The organism is Spirillospora sp. NPDC127506, assembly GCF_040302145.1.
In the GTDB taxonomy this organism is placed as follows: domain Bacteria; phylum Actinomycetota; class Actinomycetes; order Streptosporangiales; family Streptosporangiaceae; genus Spirillospora.
Genome location: NZ_JBEORG010000008.1, coordinates 76,862 through 97,793 on the forward strand (window position 1 = coordinate 76,862; position 20,932 = coordinate 97,793).

The window sequence follows — 20,932 nt, forward strand, 5'->3', positions numbered from 1 at the left end:
ATGGTGACGATCACCGAGCGTGGTGATCGGTGGGCAGAATGTCCGGCCATGCCAGCCGGCCCGCCACCCGCACCTCGCCGGTCGCCTTCCTCGTCCCGCACCGCGCCACGACCGAGTAGGTGCTCGGCGCGGCGTCCGCCTTCACGGTCGCGGTCCCGCCCGCGGGCCGCCCGTCCAACACCTCGGACGTCACGCGCGCCCTGCCCCGGCACCCCGGCATCGAGACCCGGACCTGCTCGCCCGGCCGCGCCACGCCCGGCTCCACCACGACGTCCCCGTGCCCGGTCGCCTCACCCGGCGCGGGCGCGAGCATCCCCGCCACGACCAGTGCCGTTCCCAACACACTGACGGTGACCAGACGCAACAGGACTCCTCGAATCCGGCATTTGACGTCCCGGCACTTTAGCCCTTCAGCGCGGCTCCGGACACCGCTTCCCGCCGTCCCGGGCGCAGCCCCTCCCGCGTCAGCATCATCAACGCCAGCCACACCAGCAGGAACCCGGCCCAGCGGCTCGGCGGCATCTCCTCGTGCTGCACGAAGTACCCGATGAGGAACTGCAGCACGGGCGTCAGGTACTGCAGCATCCCGATGACGCTCAGCGGCAGCCGGATGGCCGCGGCGTTGAACAGCATCAGCGGCACCGCGGTCACGACCCCCGCCCCGACCAGCAGGGCCGCGTGGCCCATCCCGTGGTGCCCGAACGCAGCCTCGCCCCTCCCGTCCAGCACCAGCACGAACGCCAGGGCGGGCACGAACAGCACCGCCGTCTCGACCGCCAGGCTCTCCGCGGACGGCATGCCGGCGAACTTCTTGAGCAGCCCGTACGTGCCGAACGCCAGGGCCAGCACGAGCGCGATCCAGGGAGGCCGCCCGTAGTCGACCGTGAGCACCGCCACCGCCGCGGCCCCCATCCCGACCGCGCCCCACTGCCAGGGCCGCAACCGCTCCCGGAAGACGGCGACGCCGAGCACCACGCTGATCAGCGGGTTGATGAAGTAGCCGAGCGCGCACTCGATCGTCCGCCCCGTGTTGACGGCGTAGATGTACGTCCCCCAGTTGACGCTGATGACGACCGCGGCCAGGGCCAGCAGCAGCGCCTGACGCGCCCCCAGCCGCCGGATCCACCCCCGGCTCCGCCTCACCGCGAGCACCGCCGCGACGGCGACCAGCGACCACATGATCCGGTGCGCGAGGATCTCGCCGGCCCCCGCCGGCTTCAGCAGCGGCCAGTACAGCGGGAACAGCCCCCAGATCGCATAGGCCGCGACCCCGTACGCCACCCCCCGCTTCGCCACGACGAGCAACCTATCAGCCCGTAATCAGCCATCCACAAGCACGCTCATGACGCCATCGAGTTAACCTAAAGCCATGTTCGGCTTTGCGAAGACCCAGATGGTCTCTCCGGAGAAGGCACTCCCCGGCAGGGACGAGCCCATCCCGGTGCCGCCGCGCCACGAGGTCCTCGACGCCCCGCTGGCCCCGCCCTACCCGGACGGCGCCGAGATCGCGGAGTTCGCCCTCGGCTGCTTCTGGGGCGCCGAACGCAAGTTCTGGCAGACCCCGGGCGTCATCTCCACGGCGTCCGGCTACGAGGGCGGCTACACCCCGAACCCCACCTACGCAGAGGTCTGCAGCGGCCTGACCGGCCACGCCGAGACCGTCCGCGTCGTCTACGACCCCGCCAAGGTCACCTACGACGACCTGCTCCGCGTCTTCTGGGAGTCCCACGACCCGACCCAGGGCATGCGCCAGGGCAACGACGTGGGCACCCAGTATCGCTCGGTGATCTTCGCCCGCACCGACGTCCAGCAGAAGGCCGCCGAAGCCTCCCGCGACGCCTACCAGAAGGTCCTCACGAACGCCGGCTACGGCCCCATCACGACCGAGATAACAAGGGCCGCCGACTTCTACTACGCCGAGGACTACCACCAGCAGTACCTGGCCAAGAACCCCGACGGCTACTGCGGCCTTGGCGGCACCGGCCTCACCTGCCCCGTAGGCGTAGCCTCCGCTGAGTGACCTCGCGCGGCGTCCTCTATCACGTCGTCTGCGCCGCTCCAGCGGCGTCCGACGCCGAGACCTTCGTCGACTTGGCCCAGGCTGCGGGGTGGCGTGTCTACGTGATCGCCACCCCCATGGGCCTGCGCTTCATCGACGCCCCCCGCCTCGCCGAATTGACGGGCACACGGGTGCGGAGCGAGTTCCGCATGCCCGACGAGCCGGACGAGTTGCCGACCGCCGACGCCGTGGTGGTCGCTCCGGCGACGTTCAACACGATCAACAAGTGGGCGGCGGGCCTCTCTCCCAAGTAGTGGTGGCCGGTCTGGTCGGACGCTCGGAGAGCCGGCTCAGTCGGGTCGAACGCGGGCGGCGCTCGATCGACAGCCACTCGGTTCTCCTCCGCCTGGCCGAGGTGATCGTAGGTCGTGATGGCCGCCTACGACGGGATCGGCGGGGGTTGAGTCGGTGACGTGCAGGAGGACGGTAAGGCGGCGGCGCGGGGGCGATCTACGTTGCCCATGGAGGGCGGTTCAAGGAGGGCCAGGATGCCTCTTGACCGGCCGGCGCAGAGTTTCATGCGACTCGCGGCTTGAGCGGCAGGTGTGACCTCGGGCGTGTACTCATGGACGCATGGAACTCAAGGCGGGGCTGCGCGGCCAGGTGTCCATCGTCGTCGGGGACGACGACACGGCGATCGCCATGGGAAGCGGCGACGTGCCCGTTCTGGGGACTCCCCGGCTGCTGGCGCTCGCGGAGGCGGCGACGCTTGAGGCGCTCTCGGGGCGTCTCCCGGGCGGCAGGACGTCCGTGGGGACGCGGGCGGAGGTGGAGCACCGCGCCGCGAGCCCGGTCGGCGCGCGGGTGACCGTGGAGGCCGAGCTCGGCGAGGTCGACGGGAAGCGGCTGGTGTTCGGGTTCAGGGCGGTCGACGAGCGCGGTTCCGTGGTGGGGGCCGGACGCGTCGAGCGGGTCGTCGTCGAGCGGGAGCGGTTCCTGGCGCGGCTTCAGTAGGGGAGCAGGCGGCCCGAGGGGGTCCTCAGGTCGGGTTGGCTCGGGGGACGCGGGGGCTTGGGGCGTTTGATGAGCTGCTGCCGTGCCATGGTGATCATCTCCCCCCAACGGGGCGGGCTTAATCGTCGTCACCCCGTACGACGTGGCGGACGCGTCCGAGGTTCGCTGAGCTTATGCGACGAACACCGCCGTTTCGACCGATTTTTAGGAACGGTACATCAGCGGAGAGTTACTTTACGATTGCAGAATGTCGTCGAATTTCAGGAGACAATGTCGCGGGTTCGGAAGCGGCGGAACGCCGCGGCGAACAGAATCAGCGCGTAGGAAACGGATATCGCGGCGCCCTTCGCCATGCCCGTCCATTGGATCTGGGGCTGCAGGGCGTCCATCCAGGAGTACATCCAGTGCGTCGGGAGGAAGTCGCGCCAGGAGCCGAGGGCGGTGACCGCGTCCAGGATGTTGCTGACGATGACGAGGCCGACCGCGCCGCCGACCGCGCCGAGGGGCGAGTCGGTGGTGACGGAGAGCAGGAACGCCAGGGCGGCGACGACGAGCTGGGCGATCAGCGAGTAGCCGATGATGATCGCCATCCGGCCGAGCGCGGTGCCCACCGGGACGGTGCCGCCGGTGGGGAGTTCCACGTCGCCCCAGCCGAAGCCCACCGCCCCGGCCGCCAGCGACATCAGCGGCAGGCCGACGACGGCCACCACCGCGTAGGAGAGCGCGACGATCAGTTTCTGGCGGAGCAGGCGGGCGCGCGGCACCGGCGCGGCCAGCAGGTACCGCAGCGACGACCAGCCCGCCTCGCTCGCGACCGTGTCGCCGCAGAACAGGGCCACCGCGACCACCAGCAGGAAGCCCGTCGAGACGAACAGGGCGAAGAGGGCGAAGTTGAGCGCGGACGACGTGGCGACGTCGACCAGGCTGGGGACGCCGTCCGGGCCGGGGTCGCCGCCCAGCTTGAACGCGAGCACCAGCACCCACGGGAGGACGAGCAGGATCCCGAACGCGATGAGCGTCCGGCGGCGCCGGAACTGGCGGACGGCCTCGACGCGCAGCGGCAGCGTCCGCCGGACGCGGTAGGTCGTCATGACCCCTCCCCGATGATCTCCAGGAACGCGTCCTCCAGGCGGCGGCCGGAGCCGGTGATCTCGCTGACCGGCCCGGCGGCGACGCGGCGCCCGCCCGCCATGACGACCGCGTGCGTGCAGGTCTGCTCGACCTCGGCCAGCAGGTGGCTGGACACGATCACCGTCCGCCCGGCCGCGGCGTACCGGACGAGCACCTCCCGCATCTCGCGGATCTGCGGCGGGTCGAGGCCGTTGGTCGGCTCGTCCAGGACGAGGAGGTCCGGCAGCCCGCGCATGGCCTGCGCTATGGCGAGCCGCTGCCTCATCCCCTGCGAGTAGGTGCGCACAGGTCTGTCCAGAGCGGGGCCCAGGGCGGCTATCTGCAGCGCCTCGTCCAAGTGGGCTTCGTCCAAGGGGCGCCCGGTGGCGCGCCAGTACAGGTCCAGATTGTCGCGCCCGGACAGATGAGGCAGGAACCCGGGCCCCTCCACGAAGGACCCCAGGCGGGAGAGGACGGGTGCTCCGGGAGTGACGCGCTGCCCGAAGATGCGGATCTCGCCCGAGTCGGGGTGGATCAGGCCCATGAGCATGCGCAGGGTCGTCGTCTTGCCTGCGCCGTTCGGCCCCAGCAGCCCCAGCACCTGCCCCTTCTCGACACGGAACGACAGGTCGGCCACGGCCAGATGGCCGTTCTTGTAAGCCTTCGTCAGTCCCGTTATCTCCAGGGGGACGTCGCTCTCCGTGGACGACCCGCGCCTACGGCGTCCAGAGATGAGGATTCCGACGGCGACGACCGACGCCGCCGGAGGCAGAGCCCACACCCAGGCGGGCAGCGGGGCGGAGGCGGTGGCCAGTGAGGGCACCGTGGGCACGCTCAGCGGCGAGACCACCTGCACCTTGTAGGACGAGGGCGAAGCCGGCGTCGCGAACCCCATGTCGGTCGTCGCGATGACGAGGCGCAGGCGATGGCCGCGGTCGAAGCGGTAGTCCATCGCCGGGAGCGTCACCGTGACCTCGCCGTCCGACACCCGGAACGGCGCCGCGAGCCGCCGCGCCGGAGCGGCGCGTCCGCCGGGCGCGACGTCGTAGAGCTTCGCGAACAGCGGGCCGTCCCCCCGCACTTTCAACCGGACCGTCGCCGCACCGGTGAGCCGCACCGGATGCTCCAGCGGAGCCGTGTCGAATGCGGCGGCCTGCCCCGGCATGTCGGACGGCGCCGACCCGCCGAGCGCGCCGAGGGATCCCAGCGCGCCCAGCCCCGGCATCGCCGAGACCGAGGCCGGCGACCCGCCCGCCGGGTTGAAGATCGTCTGCTCGCCGCCGGTGAGCCGCATCGCCGCCGGGTCAGCGGAGAGCCCCGGATACCGGGACGTGGTCGCCTCCTCTACGACGACCTCCTGCGTGGACGAGTCGAGCCCGCCCGCCCGCGTCACCGTGAACCCGTCCAGGGCGGGGCCGGACCCGCGGAGCCGCGCGTCGAAGAAGTCGCGCACCAGCCCCTCGACTCGCTCCGTCTCCTGGTCGCCGCCGTCGTGCCCGCCCTGGAACCACACCACCGACACCGGCGCGCCGTTCCGGGCGATCGCGCGCGCGTTGGCGTCCGCCTGGTCCAGCGGGAACAGCGAGTCGGCCTGCCCTTGGACGAGCAGCGTCGGCACCGTGATCCGGTCGGCGACCGAGGCCGGGCTCGACCGCCGCAGCGTCTCGATCGCCGCCTCCGTCGGGCGGCCCTTCTCCGCCACCTCCTGGTACATCTCGCACAGCGACGGCAGGAAGCGCCCGCACGCCGTCCGCCCGGCGCCGCTCGTGAAGAACAGCCCCGCCCACAGCTTCTTGAACACGCCCTCCGCCGGCCCGGCGCCCGCGGCGGCGGTCGGGAACAGCGCGTCCGCGAGGCTGTTCCACGTGATCCGCGGCGCGATGGCGTCCACCCGCCGGTCGTACGCGGCGGTCATCAGCGCGATCGCGCCGCCGTACGACTCGCCCGCCATGCCGACGCGCGGGTCGCCCGGCCCGTCGAGGACGACCTCGGGGCGCTTCGCGAGCCAGTCGATGAGCTGCCGGACGTCCTTGACCTCGTAGTCGGGGGAGTTGAGCGCGATCTCCCCGGTCGACCGCCCGAACCCGCGCGCCGACCACGCCAGCACCGCGTACCCGGCGCGGGCCAGGTCGCGCGCCTCGCCCGCGACGTCCCGTTTGGAGCCGCCGAAGCCGTGCCCCAGCAGGACCGCCGGGCCCTTGGAGCGCCCGACGGGCCGGTAGAACGTCGTGTCGAGCGTGACGTGCCGGTCGTCCTTCGGGCCGTCCACCACCGCGATGCGCTGCTCGGACGCCCGGACGCCGGGCGCGTCGCCGGCCCCGGCGCCCCAGGCCGCGCCGCCGCCCGCCAGCACGAGCGCCGCGCCCGCCGCCGTCCAGCGGGCCGTCCGCCCCGTCCTGCCCCAGCGCGCCCGGACGGCGCCCCCCAGCCTCATGGTCAGCAACCCTATGCGCGGCGCGCGGCGCATCGCTCCGACCGGAAGACGATCCCGGCCGCGCCCGCTACGCCTCCCGGCGTACGGGCGCCTCCCGGTGGACGGGCGCCTCCCGGCGGACGGGCGGGGCGAGCGCGGCGGTGAACATGGCGGTGAGCCGGTCGGTGACCTCGGCCGGGTCGGCGGCGCGCAGGTCCTCCAGGCCGAACAGCCGCCGGACCGGGCCGCCGCCCATGATGATCGTGGACGCGAGCAGCGCGCGGGCGCGGGCGTCCGGCCCCTCCAGCTGCGCGATCATCGGCTGGACGATCACTTCCTCCAGGTACCGGAGCAGGATCTCCTTGACCTCGGGGTGGCCCGCCGACCGGTCCAGCATGCGGGACATGGCGGTGACGGGGCGCTGGTCGATCTGCCGGACGAAGTGCTCGGCGAGCCGCCGCGGCAGCCCCTCCGGGTCGCCCGCGATGACGCCGCGGATCACCGACTCCCCGGCCAGGACCTCGCCGAACAGCGCCGCCTTCGACCCGAAGTACCGGTTGACCAGGGCGACGTTCGCCTCCGCCCGCGCCGCGATCATGCGGACGGTGACGCCGTCGTAGCCGTGCTCGCCGAACAGGTCGCGGGCGGCCTCCAGGATGCGGCGCTCGGTCGCCTCGCGGTCCCGTTTGGGCCGGCGGTCCGCGCCCGCGCCGGCGGGCCCCGCGCGCTCGTCCTCGACCCGCATTCCCATCCCCGGCCTGTCGGTAACGGTCAGTGTCCAGTATCCAACGAGTTGCAAGTAAACAAGCGTCTACCTAGGATACATGCACGGCACAGGTAATACCCGTACGTATGGGGGCAGGGTGGCACAGACCAGCGTGACGTCGCACGACCCGGCGGCGTCCGGGCCGGCGAGGCCGCAGTACACGCACCGTCAGATCCTGGAGATCCTCGCCGGCCTGATGATGGCGATGCTGACGTCGATGATCTCGACGTCGGTCGTCGCCACCGCGCTGCCGACGATCGTCGGCGACCTCGGCGGCCAGGACCAGCTCGCCTGGGTCGCGAGCGCGTCGCTGCTCACGATGACCGCGTCCACCCCGCTGTGGGGGAAGCTGTCGGACATCGCCGGGCGCAAGCTGATGTTCCAGACCGCCCTGCTGATCTTCGTGCTCGCCTCGGTGGGCGCCGGGCTGTCGCAGAACATCGGCCAGCTCATCGCGGCCCGCGCGTTCCAGGGCCTCGGCGTCGGCGGCCTGTCCGCGCTCGCCCAGGTCATCCTCGGGGACGTCGTCGAACCCCGCCAGCGCGGCCGCTACGCCGGCTTCATGGGCGCGGTGTTCGGCGTCTCGACGGTCGCCGGGCCGCTGCTCGGCGGGTTCATCGTGGACGCCGACGGCCTCGGCTGGCGCTGGTGCTTCTACGTGTGCGTCCCGCTCGCCGTGGTCGCGTTCCTCGTCATCCAGCGGGTGCTGAAGCTCCCGAAGGTGCGCCGCGACACCCGCGTGGACGTGTTCGGCGCGTTCACCATCACCGGCAGCGCCGCGCTGCTGATGCTCGTGCTGTCCATGGGCGGGACGGAGTTCGCGTGGAGCTCCCGGTGGACCTACCTCCTGCTCGGCGGCGCGGCCGTCCTGCTCGTCCTCGCGGTCGTCGCCGAGCGCGCCGCGCACGACCCGATCCTGCCGCCCCGGCTGTTCCGGAACCGGATGTTCCTGCTGACGTCGTTCATCTCCATCTGCGTCGGCATGGCGATGTTCGGCGCGATGATCTACATGCCGCAGTACCTGCAGATCGCGAAGGGGATGAGCCCCACCGCATCCGGCCTGATGACGCTGCCGCTCGTCCTCGGCATGCTGGTCACCTCGACCGGCTCCGGGCAGGTCGTGACGCGGACGGGCCGCTACAAGCTCTTCCCCGTGATCGGCATGCTGTGCGTCGCGGTCGCGATGTACCTGCTGTCGCGGCTGCACACCGACTCCTCGGACCTGATCGTCGGCGCCGACCTCGCGCTCCTCGGCATCGGGATGGGCCTGACGCTGCAGATCCTGATCCTCGCCGCGCAGAACGCCGCCGCGCCCGCCGACCTGGCCTCGACGACGTCCGGTGTCTCGTTCTTCCGCAACCTCGGCGGCGCGATGGGCGTCGCCGCGTTCGGCGCGATCCTCACCAACCGGGTGGCGCACGAGATCACGGCGGGCTTCCGCGCGGCCGGCATCCCGCTGCCGTCCGGCAAGTCCGGCGGCCTCGGGTCGCCGGAGGAGATCCAGAAGCTGCCCGAGCCGGTGCACGGGATCGTCCAGGACGCGTTCACCAACGCGATGGAGGCCGTGTTCCTGGTCGGCGTCCCGGTCGCGGTGATCGGCTTCATCGCGGTCCTCGCGCTGAAGGAGCTGCCGCTGCGCGGGTCGGCGGGCCGCGGCAAGCCCGCCGCGCAGCCGCCGGACGGCACGCGCGCGGCGACGGCCACGTCCCCGACGCCGGGCTGACCGCCGTCGCCGCGCCCGACCGGGCGGCGCACGCGCGGGACGCGGAGAAGCCGCCCCGGGGTGAGCCCTACCGGCCCTTGAGGTCGCGCACGAGCTGGTTCGCCGCCGCCTTGGTCGGCGACCCCGTCACCACGACCTTCCCGTCCGTGATCGCCATGTCGACGCGGGGCAGGGTGACGAGCTTGTCGCGGACGACGAACGCGAGGTCGCGGCCGACCGTCGCGCGGGTCAGGTCGGCGAACGCCTGCCGGTCCACCGGCCGCAGCGTCACCGCCACGTCGTACCCGCCTGGCTTCACCCGCGACTTCTGCACCCGCAGGTCGGCGACCTTGTGGATGGCGATGCCCTGGGTGAGGTGGTAGCACGTCGGGCCGGTCGCGGCCTGCCCGGTGATCCCCTTCGTCCCGGTCGGGCACGGCCCCGGCGTCGCCTGCGCGACGGGGTAGATGTGCAGCGGCGCGGCCAGCGTCACCGGCCGCGTCCGCATCGAGGACGCGATCAGCCCGCCGGTCACCGCGACGGCCGCGATCAGCAGCCCCAGCGTGAGCACCATGACCAGCAGCGCGGACCGGTGCTGGTCGGCGGCCCTGGCCGGCGCCGGCGCCCGCTGCACCCGCGGCCTGCGCCGCCCCGCCCGGCTCCGCTTGACCTCCTGGGCCCGCCGGTGCCGCTCCGCCGCCCGCGCCCGCCGCCGCGCGGCCTCGCCGCCCGCGACCGGCAGCACGGCCGTGGTCGCCTCGGGCCTCGCCCCGCCGCGGAAGCTCTCCTGCCCGAGCGCCTCCGCCGGGTCCCGCCCCGCCGGCATGGGCCGGGTATCGCCCTCCGCGGGGACGTCTCCGCCCGGCCGGCCCGCTCCGCCGGGCACCGCCGGCGGCGTCCTGCCACCGCCCGCACCGGCCGGGGCGCCGAGCCCAGCGGTGGCGCCGGGCTGGCCGGTGGCGCCGGGTTCAGTGGGGCCGCCGGGCTGAGCGGCGGCGCCGGGCTCGGCGGGGGTGCCTGGGTCTGCGGCGGCGCCGGGTTCAGTGGTGGCGCCGGGTTCAGCGGGGGTGCCGGGCTGAGCGGGGGTGCCGGGCTCGGTGGCGCCGGCGGGCCGGGTGGCCGCGCCGCCCTCAGTGCGGGCACCGGGCTGTGCGGCGGCCCCGGGCTCGGCGGGCGCGCCGGGCTCGGCGGCGCCGGGCTCGGCCGGGGCGCCGGGGTCTGCGGGGGAGGGGGTGGGCGCGGGTGCCTCGTCGCGCGGACGATCCTTGCTGCGGCGCGGAATGACCCGCATCGTCACCTCCCCGGCTTCGTGATCACCGTCAGTCTTTCAGGATGAGACGCCGCCCCGCATGGCGTCTCGTCCGAAGACCGCCGCGAATCCGGCCCCTTGGTCATCATGTCCAACCGTGCCCCGTTCGCGGGCGTTCAATACGCGCGAAAAGGCCCGGCCCCGGGCGGACCGGGGCCGGGCCTGCGCGAAGGCGATTAATCGATTCGCCAGGTGTCTCCGGAGGCGAGCAGCGCGGCGAGGTCGCCCTCGCCCTGCTTCTCGACGGCCTCGTCGAGCTGGGCCCGCATCAGCTCGTCGTAGGACGGGCGGTCCACGTCCCGGAAGATGCCGATCGGGGTGTGCTCGAACGCCGGCTGGTCCAGCCGCGACAGCGCGAACGCCTGCGACGGGTCCGGGTTGTGGGCGTCGTGCACGGCGATCTCGGACGGGTCGACGTCCGCGACGCCGACCACCTCGAACGCGCCCGTCGGGGTGCGGCGCAGCGCCTTGTCACGGTCCGCCCCGAAGACGATCGGCTCGCCGTGCTCCAGCCGGATGGTGACGTCGTCGCGCACGGACGCGTCCTTCAGCGGCTCGAACGCGCCGTCGTTGAAGATGTTGCAGTTCTGGTAGATCTCCACGAGCGCGGTGCCGCGGTGATGCGCCGCCGCCCGCAGCACCGACTGCAGGTGCTTGCGGTCGGAGTCGATCGTGCGGGCGACGAACGTGCCCTCCGCGCCGATCGCGAGCGACAGCGGGTTGAACGGCGCGTCCAGCGACCCCATAGGCGTCGACTTGGTGATCTTGCCGAGCTCGGACGTCGGCGAGTACTGCCCCTTCGTCAGCCCGTAGATCCGGTTGTTGAACAGCAGGATCTTCAGGTTGACGTTGCGGCGCAGCGCGTGGATCAGGTGGTTGCCGCCGATCGACAGCGAGTCGCCGTCGCCGGTCACCACCCACACCGACAGGTCCGGGCGGGACGTGGCGAGGCCCGTCGCGATCGCGGGCGCGCGGCCGTGGATCGAGTGGAACCCGTAGGTGTTCATGTAGTACGGGAACCGCGACGAGCAGCCGATGCCGGAGATGAACGTGATGTTCTCCCGGCGCAGCCCGAGCTCCGGCAGGAAGGACTGGACGGCCGCGAGGATCGCGTAGTCACCGCACCCGGGGCACCAGCGCACCTCCTGGTCGGTCTTGAAGTCCTTCAGCGTCTGCCTCTGGTCGGTCTTCGGGACGAGGGACAGCAGCGACTTCCCGTTCCCGTTGACGGCGCCGTTCCCGTTGGAGGAGCCGTTCTCACTCACTGTCGATCACATCCTGGATGACGCCCTGCAGCTCGTCCGCCTTGAAGGGCAGGCCGCGGACCTGGTTGTAGCCGATCACGTCGATGAGGAGCCGGCCGCGCAGCAGCAGGGCGAGCTGCCCGAGGTTGATCTCAGGGACGATGACCTTGTCGTAGGAGCGCAGCACCTCGGGCAGGTTCGCGGGGAACGGGTTGAGGTGGCGCAGGTGCGCCTGCGCGACGTTCCGGCCGGTCGAGCGGACCAGCCGGGCCGCCGCGGAGATCGCGCCGTACGTGCCGCCCCAGCCGAGCACGAGGACGCGGGCCGCGCCGGACGGGTCGTCCACCGCGAGCGGCTCGATGTCGTTCGCGATGCCGTCCACCTTGGCCTGGCGCAGCCGGGTCATGGTGTCGTGGTTGGCCGGGTCGTAGGAGATGTTGCCGGACCCGTCGGCCTTCTCCAGCCCGCCGATCCGGTGCTCCAGCCCCGCCGTGCCCGGGATCGCCCAGGGGCGGGCGAGGGTCTCCGGGTCGCGCTTGAACGGCTGGAACCCGTCCTGCTGCGCTTCCGCGAAGTTCGGCTCGATCGTCGGCAGCTTCGCCACGTCCGGCAGCTTCCACGGCTCGGAGCCGTTCGCGAGGTAGCCGTCCGACAGCAGGATGACCGGCGTGCGGTACTTGACCGCGATGCGGGCCGCCTCGATCGCCGCGTAGAAGCAGTCCGACGGGGACTGCGGCGCGATCACCGGGACGGGCGCCTCGCCGTTGCGGCCGTACATGACCTGCAGCAGGTCGGCCTGCTCGGTCTTGGTCGGCATGCCGGTGGACGGGCCGGCCCGCTGCACGTCGATGACCAGCAGCGGAAGCTCCGTCGCGACGCCGAGGCCGATCGTCTCGCTCTTCAGCGCGATCCCCGGGCCGGACGTCGTGGTGACGCCGAGGGACCCGCCGAACGAGGCGCCGAGCGCCGCGCCGACCGCGGCGATCTCGTCCTCGGCCTGGAACGTCCGCACGCCGAACCGCTTGTGCTTGGACATCTCGTGCAGGATGTCGGACGCCGGGGTGATCGGGTAGGAGCCGAGGAAGATCGGCAGCCCGCTCTGCACACCCGCGGCGACCAGCCCGTAGGCCAGCGCGAGGTTCCCGGTGATGTTGCGGTACAGGCCGGGCTCGTGGTCGGCCGGCTTGACCTCGTACTGCACCGAGAACGCCTCGGTGGTCTCGCCGTAGGACCAGCCCGCCTGGAAGGCGGCGATGTTCGCCTTCATGATCTCGGGCTTGCTGGCGAACTTCTTCTCCAGGAAGCCGAGCGTCCCCTCGGTGGGACGGTGATACAGCCAGGACAGCAGCCCGAGCGCGAACATGTTCTTCGCGCGCTCGGCGTCCTTCTTGGAGATGTCGAAGTCCTCGAGGGCCTTCACCGTCATCGAGGTCAGCGGCAGCGCGTGCACGCGGTACTCGGCGAGCGAGTCGTCCTCGACCGGGTTGGCGTCGTAGCCGACCTTGGCGAGGTTGCGCTTGGTGAACTCGTCGGTGTTGACGATGACGTCGGCGCCGCGCGGCAGGTCCGCGAGGTTCGCCTTGAGTGCGGCCGGGTTCATCGCGACCAGCACGTTGGGCGCGTCCCCGGGGGTCAGGATGTCGTGGTCGGCGAAGTGCAGCTGGAAGCTGGACACGCCGGGCAGCGTCCCGGCGGGGGCGCGGATCTCGGCAGGGAAGTTCGGCAGCGTCGACAAGTCGTTGCCGAACGCCGCGGTCTCCTGGGTGAAGCGGTCACCGGTCAGCTGCATGCCGTCGCCGGAGTCGCCGGCGAAGCGGATGATGACGCGGTCGAGTCGCTGGACCTGTTTGGTCACAGAGGAAGACCTCCTCGACGGGCAGCACCGTCCCGGGGGAGGCACCCGGGATCGTGATGCTACTTAGGCTTGCCTTCATGGTATGTCCGGGATCGGGTGGTGTTATCGGGACGACCGCTCACCGGAAGGTACGACCTGGGGCGGTGCCCTAGTTCATCCCGGAACACAGGCTGCTGCGCTGCCGGCACAGGTCGACGTGCAGGCGCCGGACCAGCCGCGCGGCGCTCGTCGACGAGCCGCGGCTCCCCAGGGGCGTGGAGTTCACGACCCGAAGTGTAGACAGCGTCGGTTTCCGCCGCTGGCACCGCCCCTGGAACGCGCCCGTCACGATCTCCCAGGTGACCGGGACGCGGCGACCTCGGGGCCGTCCGTCCGCTCCGCCGAAGGCCCCTGCGTGCCGGACGGCGCGGACGTGGCCGGATCCGGCTTGAGCACCGCCTTGCGCTCCCGGTCGAGCCGCGCGAGCAGCTCCGGGACGTCCGCCGGGTCGAGCGCCTCGCCGTTGACGCGGGCCGCCGCCTCGTACGGGTAGGAGCCGGGGTGGTCGAGCGCCTTCTGCATCCAGTCGCGCCAGAGCCTGCTGGTGACGGTGCAGCGCAGCACCACCGACCGGTCGGCCTGCACCGGCGCCGACGCCCTGCACGAGCCGAGCGGCTCGCCGCGGGACGAGATGGACGCCCGCAGCGCCGCCCGCGCGCCGTCCGGCACCGAGCCCTGCGGCGCGGTCAGCGTGGCGGGCAGGCTCACGGTGCAGCCGTTGGTGTTCTGGTCGCAGTTCCTGAACGTCAGCGTCCCCGGCCGGAAGGCCAGGTTGGGGTCGGGCGCGCCGCCCAGCGCGGCCACCCTCGGCCGCAGCTCGGTGAACAGCGTCGCGGGCGCGGCGACGGGCGCGGCGGTGAGGCGCGGCGCGTTCTGCCCGGCGACCCGCACCGCCAGCAGCCGGTACGGCGCGGCCGCCGCGACCAGGTAGTCGGCGGCGGACGTCCTGACCCGGTAGGCGCGGACGCCGTTCACGTTCTCGGTCGGCGGCTCCCCGGACGTCTTGCGGAGCGCCGCGGCGATGGCGTCGGGCCCGAGGACGTCCGGCACGTCGAAGCCCGGCACCGACGCGGGCGCCTTCGACCAGCGGTCCGCGTAGTACTCGGGGTGCGCGATCTCCCCGGCGAAGTCGCGCCAGAACGCGAGGCCCGCCTTGAGGTAGGTGGTGCCGTCGATCGCTACGACGTCCGCGGCGAGGGCGCCCGCGACGATCCGCCCGCTCGCCGCCCCCGCCGGCGTCACCCGGATGTGCGCCTGGACGGGCCGCCCCTTCAGCGTCATCGCGCCGTCGTAGCGCAGGCCGGTCCCGGACTTGAGCCGGCGCCCGAGCGCGACCGTCCACGCGGGCGGCGGCGCCGACACGGTGGGCGTGGGCTTCTTCTTCGCCGGCTCGCCCTCCCCGCCGAGCGCGACCGCGGCCACCGCCCCGGCGGCGACCACGGCGACGGCCGCCGCCCCGGCGACGGCCACGGCCCGGGCCTTGCGGCCCTTCCGCTGCCGCCCGCCCTTCCCCGGCGCGACCGGCCCACCCGGCGGCATACCCGGCGGCATCGCGGCACCCGGCGGCATGGCGGCACCTGGCGAGACGGTGCCGCCCGGTGGAGTGGAGCCATGCGGCGGGGCGCCGCCGTTCGCCGAGCTGGGGCCGCCCGGCTGGGCGGGACCGTTCTGCCGGGCGGGACCGTTCTGCCGGGCGGGACCGTTCTGCGGGGCGGGGGGTGTTCCGCCGGTCGCCTGGCGTGGCGGGCCCGAGGCGACCTCGACGTCTCCGGTGTGCGGGCCGGGCCGCGGCTGGGCGGCGCCCGGCCCGGGTGGGAACGCTCCCGGGTCTGCCGGGGTGCCGTGCGGGGTGGAGGACGCCGGTGACGGATCGTCCTGTTCAGCGCTCACTGGGGGCTCACTCTGCTCACTTCCGGGGCCCTGTCTCGGCCCGACCGTCAGACACAAAGCAAGGGTTCGGGAGGCGTCCCCAGAGGGTGCCGGCGAGGCTCGGGACCGGTCCGGGAGGTGAGGGGCGGCCGCCGGGGCCCTGGAGGGCGTCTCCACAGAGCATAAGGGTGCCCGGCGGCACTTTCCCCGGACGGGGAGGAGCGCCACCGGGCACCCGGGTGGCCGAGGGCCGGCGCGCGGGACCGCGCGCCGGGCGCCTCACCTGCGCGTCATTCGCTGTCCAGGCCGTTCTGCAGGGCCTGGACCTCGGCGGACGTGGCGCCGATCACCTTGTACTGGGCGTGCTTGTAGAACGTGCCGCCGGTGGACTTGGCCCAGCTGCGCCAGGCGCTGGTGCTGACCCGGCAGCTCGCCCACTCCGAGGCGGAGGTCCGGATCGTGACCTTGGTCGTGCAGTTGCCCAGGTCGCGACCGGTCAGCGTGCCGGCGGTGAGCCGGTATCGCACCTCGATCGTGACGGGCTTCTCCACGCCGAACGGCGGGCGGATCTTCGCCTGGACGGTGCAGCCGGAGTCGCTGTTGCAGCCGCCCTTCTTCCACTCGTCGACCGAGGGCCGGGCGGAGCTGTTGAAGGAGTCGGTCAGCTCGCCCATGCTCTTGCGCATGTCCGAGATGAGGGTCGAGGCGTCACCGGAGTCCTTCGGGGTGACGTCCAGCGCGACGCGCGGCGTGGTCGCCTCGTAGCGCAGCAGCTTCGCGTCGTCCTCGTCGGTGATGTAGATCGTGGAGGAGAAGGTGCTGAACTTGAGGGCCTTCTTGCCCTGCCACGTGGTCTCGGCCGGCTTGACCCGCAACGTCCGGGCCGAGCGGATCTTGGACGCCAGCGCGGAGGGCGACAGCTGCGTCTTGAAGTCGAGGTTCAGCTCGTCGTCGTCCAGCCGGCCCCACTGCTCACCCGACTTGAGGTAGTACGGGTCGTCGATACTGATCTCCTTCTCCCAGTACGACTTGTCGGCCTTCACGAACAGCTTGCCGTCCGCCGCGAGGACGGTGACGTTGTCGCCGCCCCAGGTGACGGGCCCCATCGCGCGGCCGCCCTTGGTGACGTTCAACTCGCCGCGCAGCGTCTGCGCGCCGCCGAAGGTGCCCTTCAGCTCCACGGCGCGAGCCGTGTCCATGTTCGACGCGGCGGCGGTCAGCTTCTCCTCGGGGGACTTGCCGCCGCTCACGGTCACCGCGTACACGACGACCGCGATGATGATGAGGAAGACGAGGCCGCCGCCGATCAGCCCGATGATGAGGCCGCCGCCTCCGCCGCGCCTCGGCGGCGGCATGGGCGGCCCCATCGGGGCGCCGGGGGGCGGGGGGAAGAAGGGCGGTGGGGTTCCCGGGCCGCCGGGGCCGGGTCCGGTGCCTCCAGGTCCGCTCGGACCGGGGCCGCCCGGCCCCGCTGGCGGCGGCGGAGGCGGCCAGGAGGCGCCGCCCGGGGATTCCCAGCCCGGGGGAGGCGGGGGGTTGCTCATCCGGTCACGTCCTTCCAGGTCAACTTGACCCAATGAAAACCTAGTGTGCAGTAAAACCATGACATTGTGATCCTCCGGGGTGGAGGTACAAGGTCACACTCCCCTGACTCCGCGGCCGGGGATACTGGATCAGACGCACGCGAGGAGGACATGGTGCATAACTATTTCGACACGTATGTCGTTGTGGTCGTGCTGCTCCTCGTGGGCGCGGGGATCGTCGCCGGAGCGCTCGCCGCCAACCGGATGCTGCGTCCGGATCGTCCCACGGCAGAGAAACTGACCACGTACGAATGCGGCGTCGACCCGGTCGGCGAAGGCTGGGCCCACTCCTACGTGCGCTATTACGTCTTCGCCTACCTGTACGTCGTGTTCGCCGTGGACGCGGTGTTCCTGTTCCCCTGGGCGACGATCTTCTCCGCGCCGGGCTACGGGCTCACGACGCTCGTGGAGATGTTCGTGTTCCTCGCGTTCCTCGCGACCGGGCTCGCATACGCGGGGAAGAAGGGCGTCCTCTCCTGGGTCTGAGCCGCCCGCCGCTGTAACAATGGCGCTGTGGGCACCATCGATCTACCGCCGCCGAGCGTGGGACCGCTGTCGCGGCTCGCGCCCAAGCCGATCAAGTTCGTGCTCAACTGGGGCCGCCGCTACTCGCTGTGGGTCTTCAACTTCGGCCTGGCCTGCTGCGCCATCGAGTTCATCGCGACGTCGATGAGCCGGCACGACTTCATCCGGCTCGGCGTCATCCCGTTCGCGCCCGGCCCCCGGCAGGCGGACCTGATGGTCGTGTCCGGCACCGTCAGCGACAAGATGGCGCCCGCCGTGCGGCGCCTCTACGAGCAGATGCCCGAGCCGAAGTACGTCATCTCGTTCGGCGCCTGCTCCAACTGCGGCGGGCCCTACTGGGACTCCTACTGCGTCACCAAGGGCGTCGACCAGATCATCCCGGTGGACGTGTACGTGCCCGGCTGCCCGCCCCGTCCCGAGGCGCTGCTGCACGGTATCGTCCACCTGCAGGAGAAGATCGCCGCCGAGTCGCTCGGCGACCGCTACGACGGCGGCGACGCGCTCAGCCCGCCGCCCGCGCCGCGCCCGCTGTCGGCGACGGTGCTGCGCCGCCCGCTCCAGCCGCCCCCGCCCCCGCCGGACGAGGACGAGACGTTCGAGCACTGGGACGTCATGGGCGAGGAGGCCCGCCGGGAGGGCGCGGGCGCCGACGACGAGACGAAGCCCGTCCGGCACCTCGGCGACGCCCCCGCCGGATCCGCCGAGCCGGAACCGGCGCCCGTCCGGCCCGACGACGAGACGCGCCCCGTCCAGGCGGTGCCGGACGCCGAGGAGACCCGTCCCGTTCCCGCGGCCGGGGACGAGGAGGCCACGCGCCCGGTCCCGGCCGTGGAGGACCGGACGGCGACGCGGCCCGTCCGGCACGTCGAGCACGATCCGTCGATCATCCCCGGGCTGGTCGACGACGACGAGGACGACGGGCACGACTCCGACGACCACGACTCCGGAAATCACGACCACGGCCACAACGACCCCGACGACCACGACGACCGGATCGGGCGCGACCGGTGAGCGCCGAGCTGGCGGACGCCTGGACGGGCCGGTTCGGCGACGAGGTCACCACCGAGGAGACGTTCGGCGGCCTCGCCGTCGGCGTCCCGCCCGACCGCTGGGTGGAGGCGCTCACCTTCGCGCGCGACGACCTGGCCTGCGGCTTCTTCGACTGGCTGACCGGCGTGGACGAGCTGGAGGACGGGTTCGCCGTCGTCGTCCACGTGTACTCGCTGGAGCGTCGCCACCACCTGCTGGTCCGCACGCGCGTCCCGAAGCGGGCCCCGGTGCTGGCGACGGCCACGGGCGTCTACCGGGGCGCCGCGTGGCACGAGCGCGAGACGTCGGAGATGTTCGGGATCCTGTTCGAGGGCCATCCGAACCTCGTCCCGCTGCTCCTGCCGGACGGTTTCGAGGGCCATCCGCTGCGCAAGGACTTCGTGCTCGCCGCCCGCGTCGCCAAACCGTGGCCGGGCGCCAAGGAACCGGGCGAATCGGGCCACGGCGCCCCGAGCCGCCGCCGCGTCCGCCCGCCGGGCGTCCCGGAGGAGGGGCCGTGGGCCGCCGCGGCGGAGCGCCGCCGGCCCCCCGGCGCCTCGGAAGGGCGGGCGCCCGATGCTTGAGGTCGCGGTCAAGCTGGCCCTCGTCGCGGCGGCGTTCGCGCTGCTGCCGCTGCTGGTGGGGCAGGCCGAGCACAAGGTGATGGCGCACATGCAGGGCCGCCTCGGCCCCATGTACGCGGGCGGGTTCCACGGCTGGGCGCAGCTCGTCGCCGACGGGGTGAAGTTCGCGCAGAAGGAGGACGTGGTCCCGCGCGACGCCGACCGGTGGGTGTTCAAGCTCGCGCCGGGCGTGGCGCTCGTCCCGTACCTGCTGGTCCTGTTGGTGATTCCGGTCGGGCCGGGCGGGCAGGTCGCGCTCGACCTCGGGCCCGGCGTGTTCTTCGCGCTCGCCGTCATGGGCGTCGGCGTGATCGGCGCGATCATGGCGGGCTGGGCGTCGGCGAACAAGTACTCGCTGCTCGGCGGGATGCGGGTCGCGGCGCAGCTGATGTCCTACGAGCTGCCGATGGTGTTCGCGGCGTCGTCGGTGGCCATGGCGGCGGGGACGCTGTCCCTGCAGGGCGTCGTGGAGGAGTGGCGCTGGTGGTGGCTGCCCTGGCAGGCGGTCGGCGGAGTGGTGTTCTTCGTCGCGGGCCTCGCCGAGCTGCGCCGGCCGCCGTTCGACATGCCGGTCGCCGACTCCGAGATCATCTTCGGCCCGTACACCGAGTACGGCGGGCTGCGGTTCGCGCTGTTCCTGCTCGCCGAGTACGCCGGGATCGTGGTGCTGTGCGCGCTCACGACCGTGCTGTTTCTCGGCGGCTGGAAGGGCCCGTTCCTGAACACCGAGCTGGGCTGGCTGTGGACGCTCATCAAGATCGGCGTGCTGGCCTTCTGCGTGATCTGGCTGCGGGTCAGCTACCCGCGCATGCGCGAGGACCAGCTGCAGAAGCTCGCCTGGGCGTGGCTCGTCCCGCTGTCGCTCGCCCAGCTCGCGCTGACGGGCGTCGTCAGGGTCGCGCTCTGAGCGCCCGCGGCGTCTCAGGAAGCCCGTGTCACTTCAGGAAGATCGTGAAGTCGGCCATCAGCGGGAGGACGTCGGGCGGGATGTCGGCGTCCACGGCCATTTCCTCGGCGGACACGAACCCGCCCGTCTCCGCGCGGCGCCGCAGGACGCGGTCGGCCATCTCCGGCGTCATGCCGGGCAGCGCCTCGATGATCTCGCGCGGCGCGTGGTTGACGTCCACCAGGCCGCCGTCGTCGTAGGTGCGGGGCGCGTCGGGCCGCCCGATCCGCAGCTCGCGGGCGAGCGCCGGGTCCTCGGCGGCGAGCGCGCGGGCCTGCTCGCGCAGCGTCCGCCGGTACTTGGCGTACTCGACGGCGCGCTCGTTCTGCCGGTTGCGGGGGGTCTCGCGGGGGAAGACGGTCGTCCGGACGGCGAACGCGTGCCCGGTGCCGGCGAGCCACAGCATCGTCCCCGCGAACATCCCGAGCACGGTGAGGACCGGGTTGCCGGACTGCATCAGCGCCACGACGGCGGCCGTCGCGGCGCCGTATCCGGCGGCGGTGGCCCCGAGGCCCCACGATCCGCGCTTGATCGCCGCGTAGAGGAACGAGAACGGCGTGCCGTAGCCGAGTGTGATGAACGGCACGAAGGCCCACAGGACGCCGCTGGTGGCGTCCGCGGCCGGCATCGGCGCGGGCGGCGGCACCGGGGGCGGCGGGACGGGCGGCCCCGGAAGGTAGGGCGGGCGCCATCCGGCCGTCCCGTACGGGCGCGGCGCCGAGTGCCGGCCCGGCTGCGTGCGGCCGGGTTGCGGGCGGCCCGGCGGCAGGTGGCCGGGCGATATGCGGCCCGGCTGGGCGTGGCCCGGGGAGGGGTGCGGCGGGCGGCCCGGCTCGGGCTCGTGCGGGCGCTCTGCGTGATGAGTCACATGCCCTCCCTGCCCGTAAGCGCGCCACATACCACACG

20 protein-coding genes are annotated in these 20,932 nt (G+C 72.7%); 9 read left to right on the forward strand and 11 right to left on the reverse strand.

Annotated features, from left to right (window positions below; genetic code table 11):
- Positions 1-10: 10 nt before the first annotated feature.
- Complete coding sequence (locus tag ABTW95_RS11005; protein WP_500226184.1) at positions 11-340, reverse strand: hypothetical protein; 330 nt, start codon at positions 338-340, stop codon at positions 11-13.
- Positions 341-402: 62 nt separating this feature from the next.
- Entirely contained in the window at positions 403-1,296 is an 894-nt protein-coding gene (rarD, locus tag ABTW95_RS11010) for an EamA family transporter RarD (protein WP_500226185.1), read from the reverse strand.
- A gap of 73 nt (positions 1,297-1,369) precedes the next feature.
- On the opposite strand from rarD, the gene msrA reads away from it, so the two are divergent.
- From msrA to ABTW95_RS11030, 4 genes are all read left to right on the forward strand, one after another.
- Entirely contained in the window at positions 1,370-2,020 is a 651-nt protein-coding gene (gene msrA / locus ABTW95_RS11015; RefSeq protein ID WP_500226186.1) for a peptide-methionine (S)-S-oxide reductase MsrA, read from the forward strand.
- On the forward strand, positions 2,017-2,313 hold the full coding sequence (locus tag ABTW95_RS11020) for a flavoprotein (protein WP_396446317.1): 297 nt from the start codon (positions 2,017-2,019) through the stop codon (positions 2,311-2,313). The genes msrA and ABTW95_RS11020 overlap by 4 nt, the downstream gene beginning before the upstream one ends.
- Positions 2,286-2,471: a helix-turn-helix domain-containing protein gene (locus ABTW95_RS11025; RefSeq protein ID WP_396446319.1), complete on the forward strand. Its 186-nt coding sequence runs from the start codon at positions 2,286-2,288 to the stop codon at positions 2,469-2,471. Before ABTW95_RS11020 ends, ABTW95_RS11025 begins: the two co-directional genes overlap by 28 nt.
- 161 nt (positions 2,472-2,632) lie before the next feature.
- Positions 2,633-3,013, forward strand: a complete 381-nt coding sequence (locus ABTW95_RS11030) for a thioesterase family protein (RefSeq protein WP_396446320.1) — start codon at positions 2,633-2,635, stop codon at positions 3,011-3,013.
- A gap of 260 nt (positions 3,014-3,273) precedes the next feature.
- Here ABTW95_RS11030 and ABTW95_RS11035 read toward each other — a convergent pair whose 3' ends face one another.
- From ABTW95_RS11035 to ABTW95_RS11045, 3 genes are all read right to left on the reverse strand, one after another.
- A complete protein-coding gene (locus ABTW95_RS11035; RefSeq protein ID WP_396446321.1) occupies positions 3,274-4,104 on the reverse strand; it encodes an ABC transporter permease in 831 nt (276 codons plus the stop codon).
- Positions 4,101-6,557, reverse strand: coding sequence for an alpha/beta fold hydrolase (locus tag ABTW95_RS11040; RefSeq protein WP_500226187.1), 2,457 nt, complete (start codon positions 6,555-6,557; stop codon positions 4,101-4,103). Before ABTW95_RS11040 ends, ABTW95_RS11035 begins: the two co-directional genes overlap by 4 nt.
- A gap of 67 nt (positions 6,558-6,624) precedes the next feature.
- Entirely contained in the window at positions 6,625-7,281 is a 657-nt protein-coding gene (locus ABTW95_RS11045) for a TetR/AcrR family transcriptional regulator (RefSeq protein WP_396446323.1), read from the reverse strand.
- 79 nt (positions 7,282-7,360) lie between these two features.
- On the opposite strand from ABTW95_RS11045, the gene ABTW95_RS11050 reads away from it, so the two are divergent.
- Positions 7,361-9,025, forward strand: a complete 1,665-nt coding sequence (locus ABTW95_RS11050) for an MDR family MFS transporter (RefSeq protein ID WP_500226188.1) — start codon at positions 7,361-7,363, stop codon at positions 9,023-9,025.
- A 67-nt stretch (positions 9,026-9,092) separates the two neighbouring features.
- On the opposite strand, the gene ABTW95_RS11055 is transcribed toward ABTW95_RS11050, so the two are convergent.
- The 5 genes from ABTW95_RS11055 to ABTW95_RS11075 form a co-directional block, all read right to left on the reverse strand.
- Positions 9,093-10,295, reverse strand: coding sequence for a SecDF P1 head subdomain-containing protein (locus tag ABTW95_RS11055; protein WP_500226189.1), 1,203 nt, complete (start codon positions 10,293-10,295; stop codon positions 9,093-9,095).
- A gap of 194 nt (positions 10,296-10,489) precedes the next feature.
- Positions 10,490-11,578, reverse strand: a complete 1,089-nt coding sequence (locus tag ABTW95_RS11060) for a 2-oxoacid:ferredoxin oxidoreductase subunit beta (protein ID WP_396446326.1) — start codon at positions 11,576-11,578, stop codon at positions 10,490-10,492.
- Positions 11,571-13,412 (reverse strand): 2-oxoacid:acceptor oxidoreductase subunit alpha, encoded by a 1,842-nt coding sequence (locus ABTW95_RS11065; RefSeq protein WP_396446327.1) that lies wholly within the window; start codon positions 13,410-13,412, stop codon positions 11,571-11,573. The genes ABTW95_RS11060 and ABTW95_RS11065 overlap by 8 nt, the downstream gene beginning before the upstream one ends.
- Before the next feature lie 324 nt (positions 13,413-13,736).
- The gene (locus ABTW95_RS11070; RefSeq protein WP_500226190.1) at positions 13,737-15,020 is read right to left on the reverse strand and encodes a LolA-like protein; all 1,284 of its coding nucleotides are present in this window, start codon (positions 15,018-15,020) and stop codon (positions 13,737-13,739) included.
- A gap of 590 nt (positions 15,021-15,610) precedes the next feature.
- Positions 15,611-16,675 carry a hypothetical protein gene (locus tag ABTW95_RS11075; RefSeq protein ID WP_396446329.1) on the reverse strand — a complete coding sequence of 355 codons (1,065 nt, stop codon included), beginning with the start codon at positions 16,673-16,675 and terminating at the stop codon, positions 15,611-15,613.
- A gap of 339 nt (positions 16,676-17,014) precedes the next feature.
- On the opposite strand from ABTW95_RS11075, the gene ABTW95_RS11080 reads away from it, so the two are divergent.
- The 4 genes from ABTW95_RS11080 to ABTW95_RS11095 are packed head-to-tail and all read left to right on the forward strand — an operon-like array spanning position 17,015 to position 19,987.
- Complete coding sequence (locus ABTW95_RS11080) at positions 17,015-17,389, forward strand: NADH-quinone oxidoreductase subunit A (RefSeq protein WP_396446330.1); 375 nt, start codon at positions 17,015-17,017, stop codon at positions 17,387-17,389.
- Positions 17,390-17,416: 27 nt separating this feature from the next.
- The gene (locus tag ABTW95_RS11085; RefSeq protein ID WP_500226191.1) at positions 17,417-18,439 is read left to right on the forward strand and encodes an NADH-quinone oxidoreductase subunit B; all 1,023 of its coding nucleotides are present in this window, start codon (positions 17,417-17,419) and stop codon (positions 18,437-18,439) included.
- Entirely contained in the window at positions 18,436-19,041 is a 606-nt protein-coding gene (locus ABTW95_RS11090; RefSeq protein ID WP_500226192.1) for an NADH-quinone oxidoreductase subunit C, read from the forward strand. The genes ABTW95_RS11085 and ABTW95_RS11090 overlap by 4 nt, the downstream gene beginning before the upstream one ends.
- Positions 19,034-19,987: a complex I subunit 1/NuoH family protein gene (locus tag ABTW95_RS11095; RefSeq protein WP_500226193.1), complete on the forward strand. Its 954-nt coding sequence runs from the start codon at positions 19,034-19,036 to the stop codon at positions 19,985-19,987. Before ABTW95_RS11090 ends, ABTW95_RS11095 begins: the two co-directional genes overlap by 8 nt.
- A gap of 28 nt (positions 19,988-20,015) precedes the next feature.
- Here the strand turns inward: ABTW95_RS11095 and ABTW95_RS11100 are convergent, their stop codons facing one another.
- Positions 20,016-20,894 (reverse strand): helix-hairpin-helix domain-containing protein, encoded by an 879-nt coding sequence (locus ABTW95_RS11100; protein ID WP_500226194.1) that lies wholly within the window; start codon positions 20,892-20,894, stop codon positions 20,016-20,018.
- Between the last annotated feature and the right edge of the window lie 38 nt (positions 20,895-20,932).

Bases quoted from the DNA above. Each gene is read 5' to 3' on its own strand.
- msrA (WP_500226186.1), top strand. From the start codon at position 1,370: ATGTTCGGCTTTGCGAAGACCCAGATGGTCTCTCCGGAGAAGGCACTC.
- ABTW95_RS11030 (WP_396446320.1), top strand. From the start codon at position 2,633: ATGGAACTCAAGGCGGGGCTGCGCGGCCAGGTGTCCATCGTCGTCGGG.
- ABTW95_RS11035 (WP_396446321.1), bottom strand. From the start codon at position 4,104: ATGACGACCTACCGCGTCCGGCGGACGCTGCCGCTGCGCGTCGAGGCC.
- ABTW95_RS11040 (WP_500226187.1), bottom strand. From the start codon at position 6,557: ATGAGGCTGGGGGGCGCCGTCCGGGCGCGCTGGGGCAGGACGGGGCGG.
- ABTW95_RS11045 (WP_396446323.1), bottom strand. From the start codon at position 7,281: ATGCGGGTCGAGGACGAGCGCGCGGGGCCCGCCGGCGCGGGCGCGGAC.
- ABTW95_RS11050 (WP_500226188.1), top strand. From the start codon at position 7,361: ATGCACGGCACAGGTAATACCCGTACGTATGGGGGCAGGGTGGCACAG.
- ABTW95_RS11055 (WP_500226189.1), bottom strand. From the start codon at position 10,295: ATGCGGGTCATTCCGCGCCGCAGCAAGGATCGTCCGCGCGACGAGGCA.
- ABTW95_RS11070 (WP_500226190.1), bottom strand. From the start codon at position 15,020: ATGCCGCCGGGTGCCGCGATGCCGCCGGGTATGCCGCCGGGTGGGCCG.
- ABTW95_RS11075 (WP_396446329.1), bottom strand. From the start codon at position 16,675: ATGCCGCCGCCGAGGCGCGGCGGAGGCGGCGGCCTCATCATCGGGCTG.
- ABTW95_RS11080 (WP_396446330.1), top strand. From the start codon at position 17,015: ATGGTGCATAACTATTTCGACACGTATGTCGTTGTGGTCGTGCTGCTC.
- ABTW95_RS11095 (WP_500226193.1), top strand. From the start codon at position 19,034: ATGCTTGAGGTCGCGGTCAAGCTGGCCCTCGTCGCGGCGGCGTTCGCG.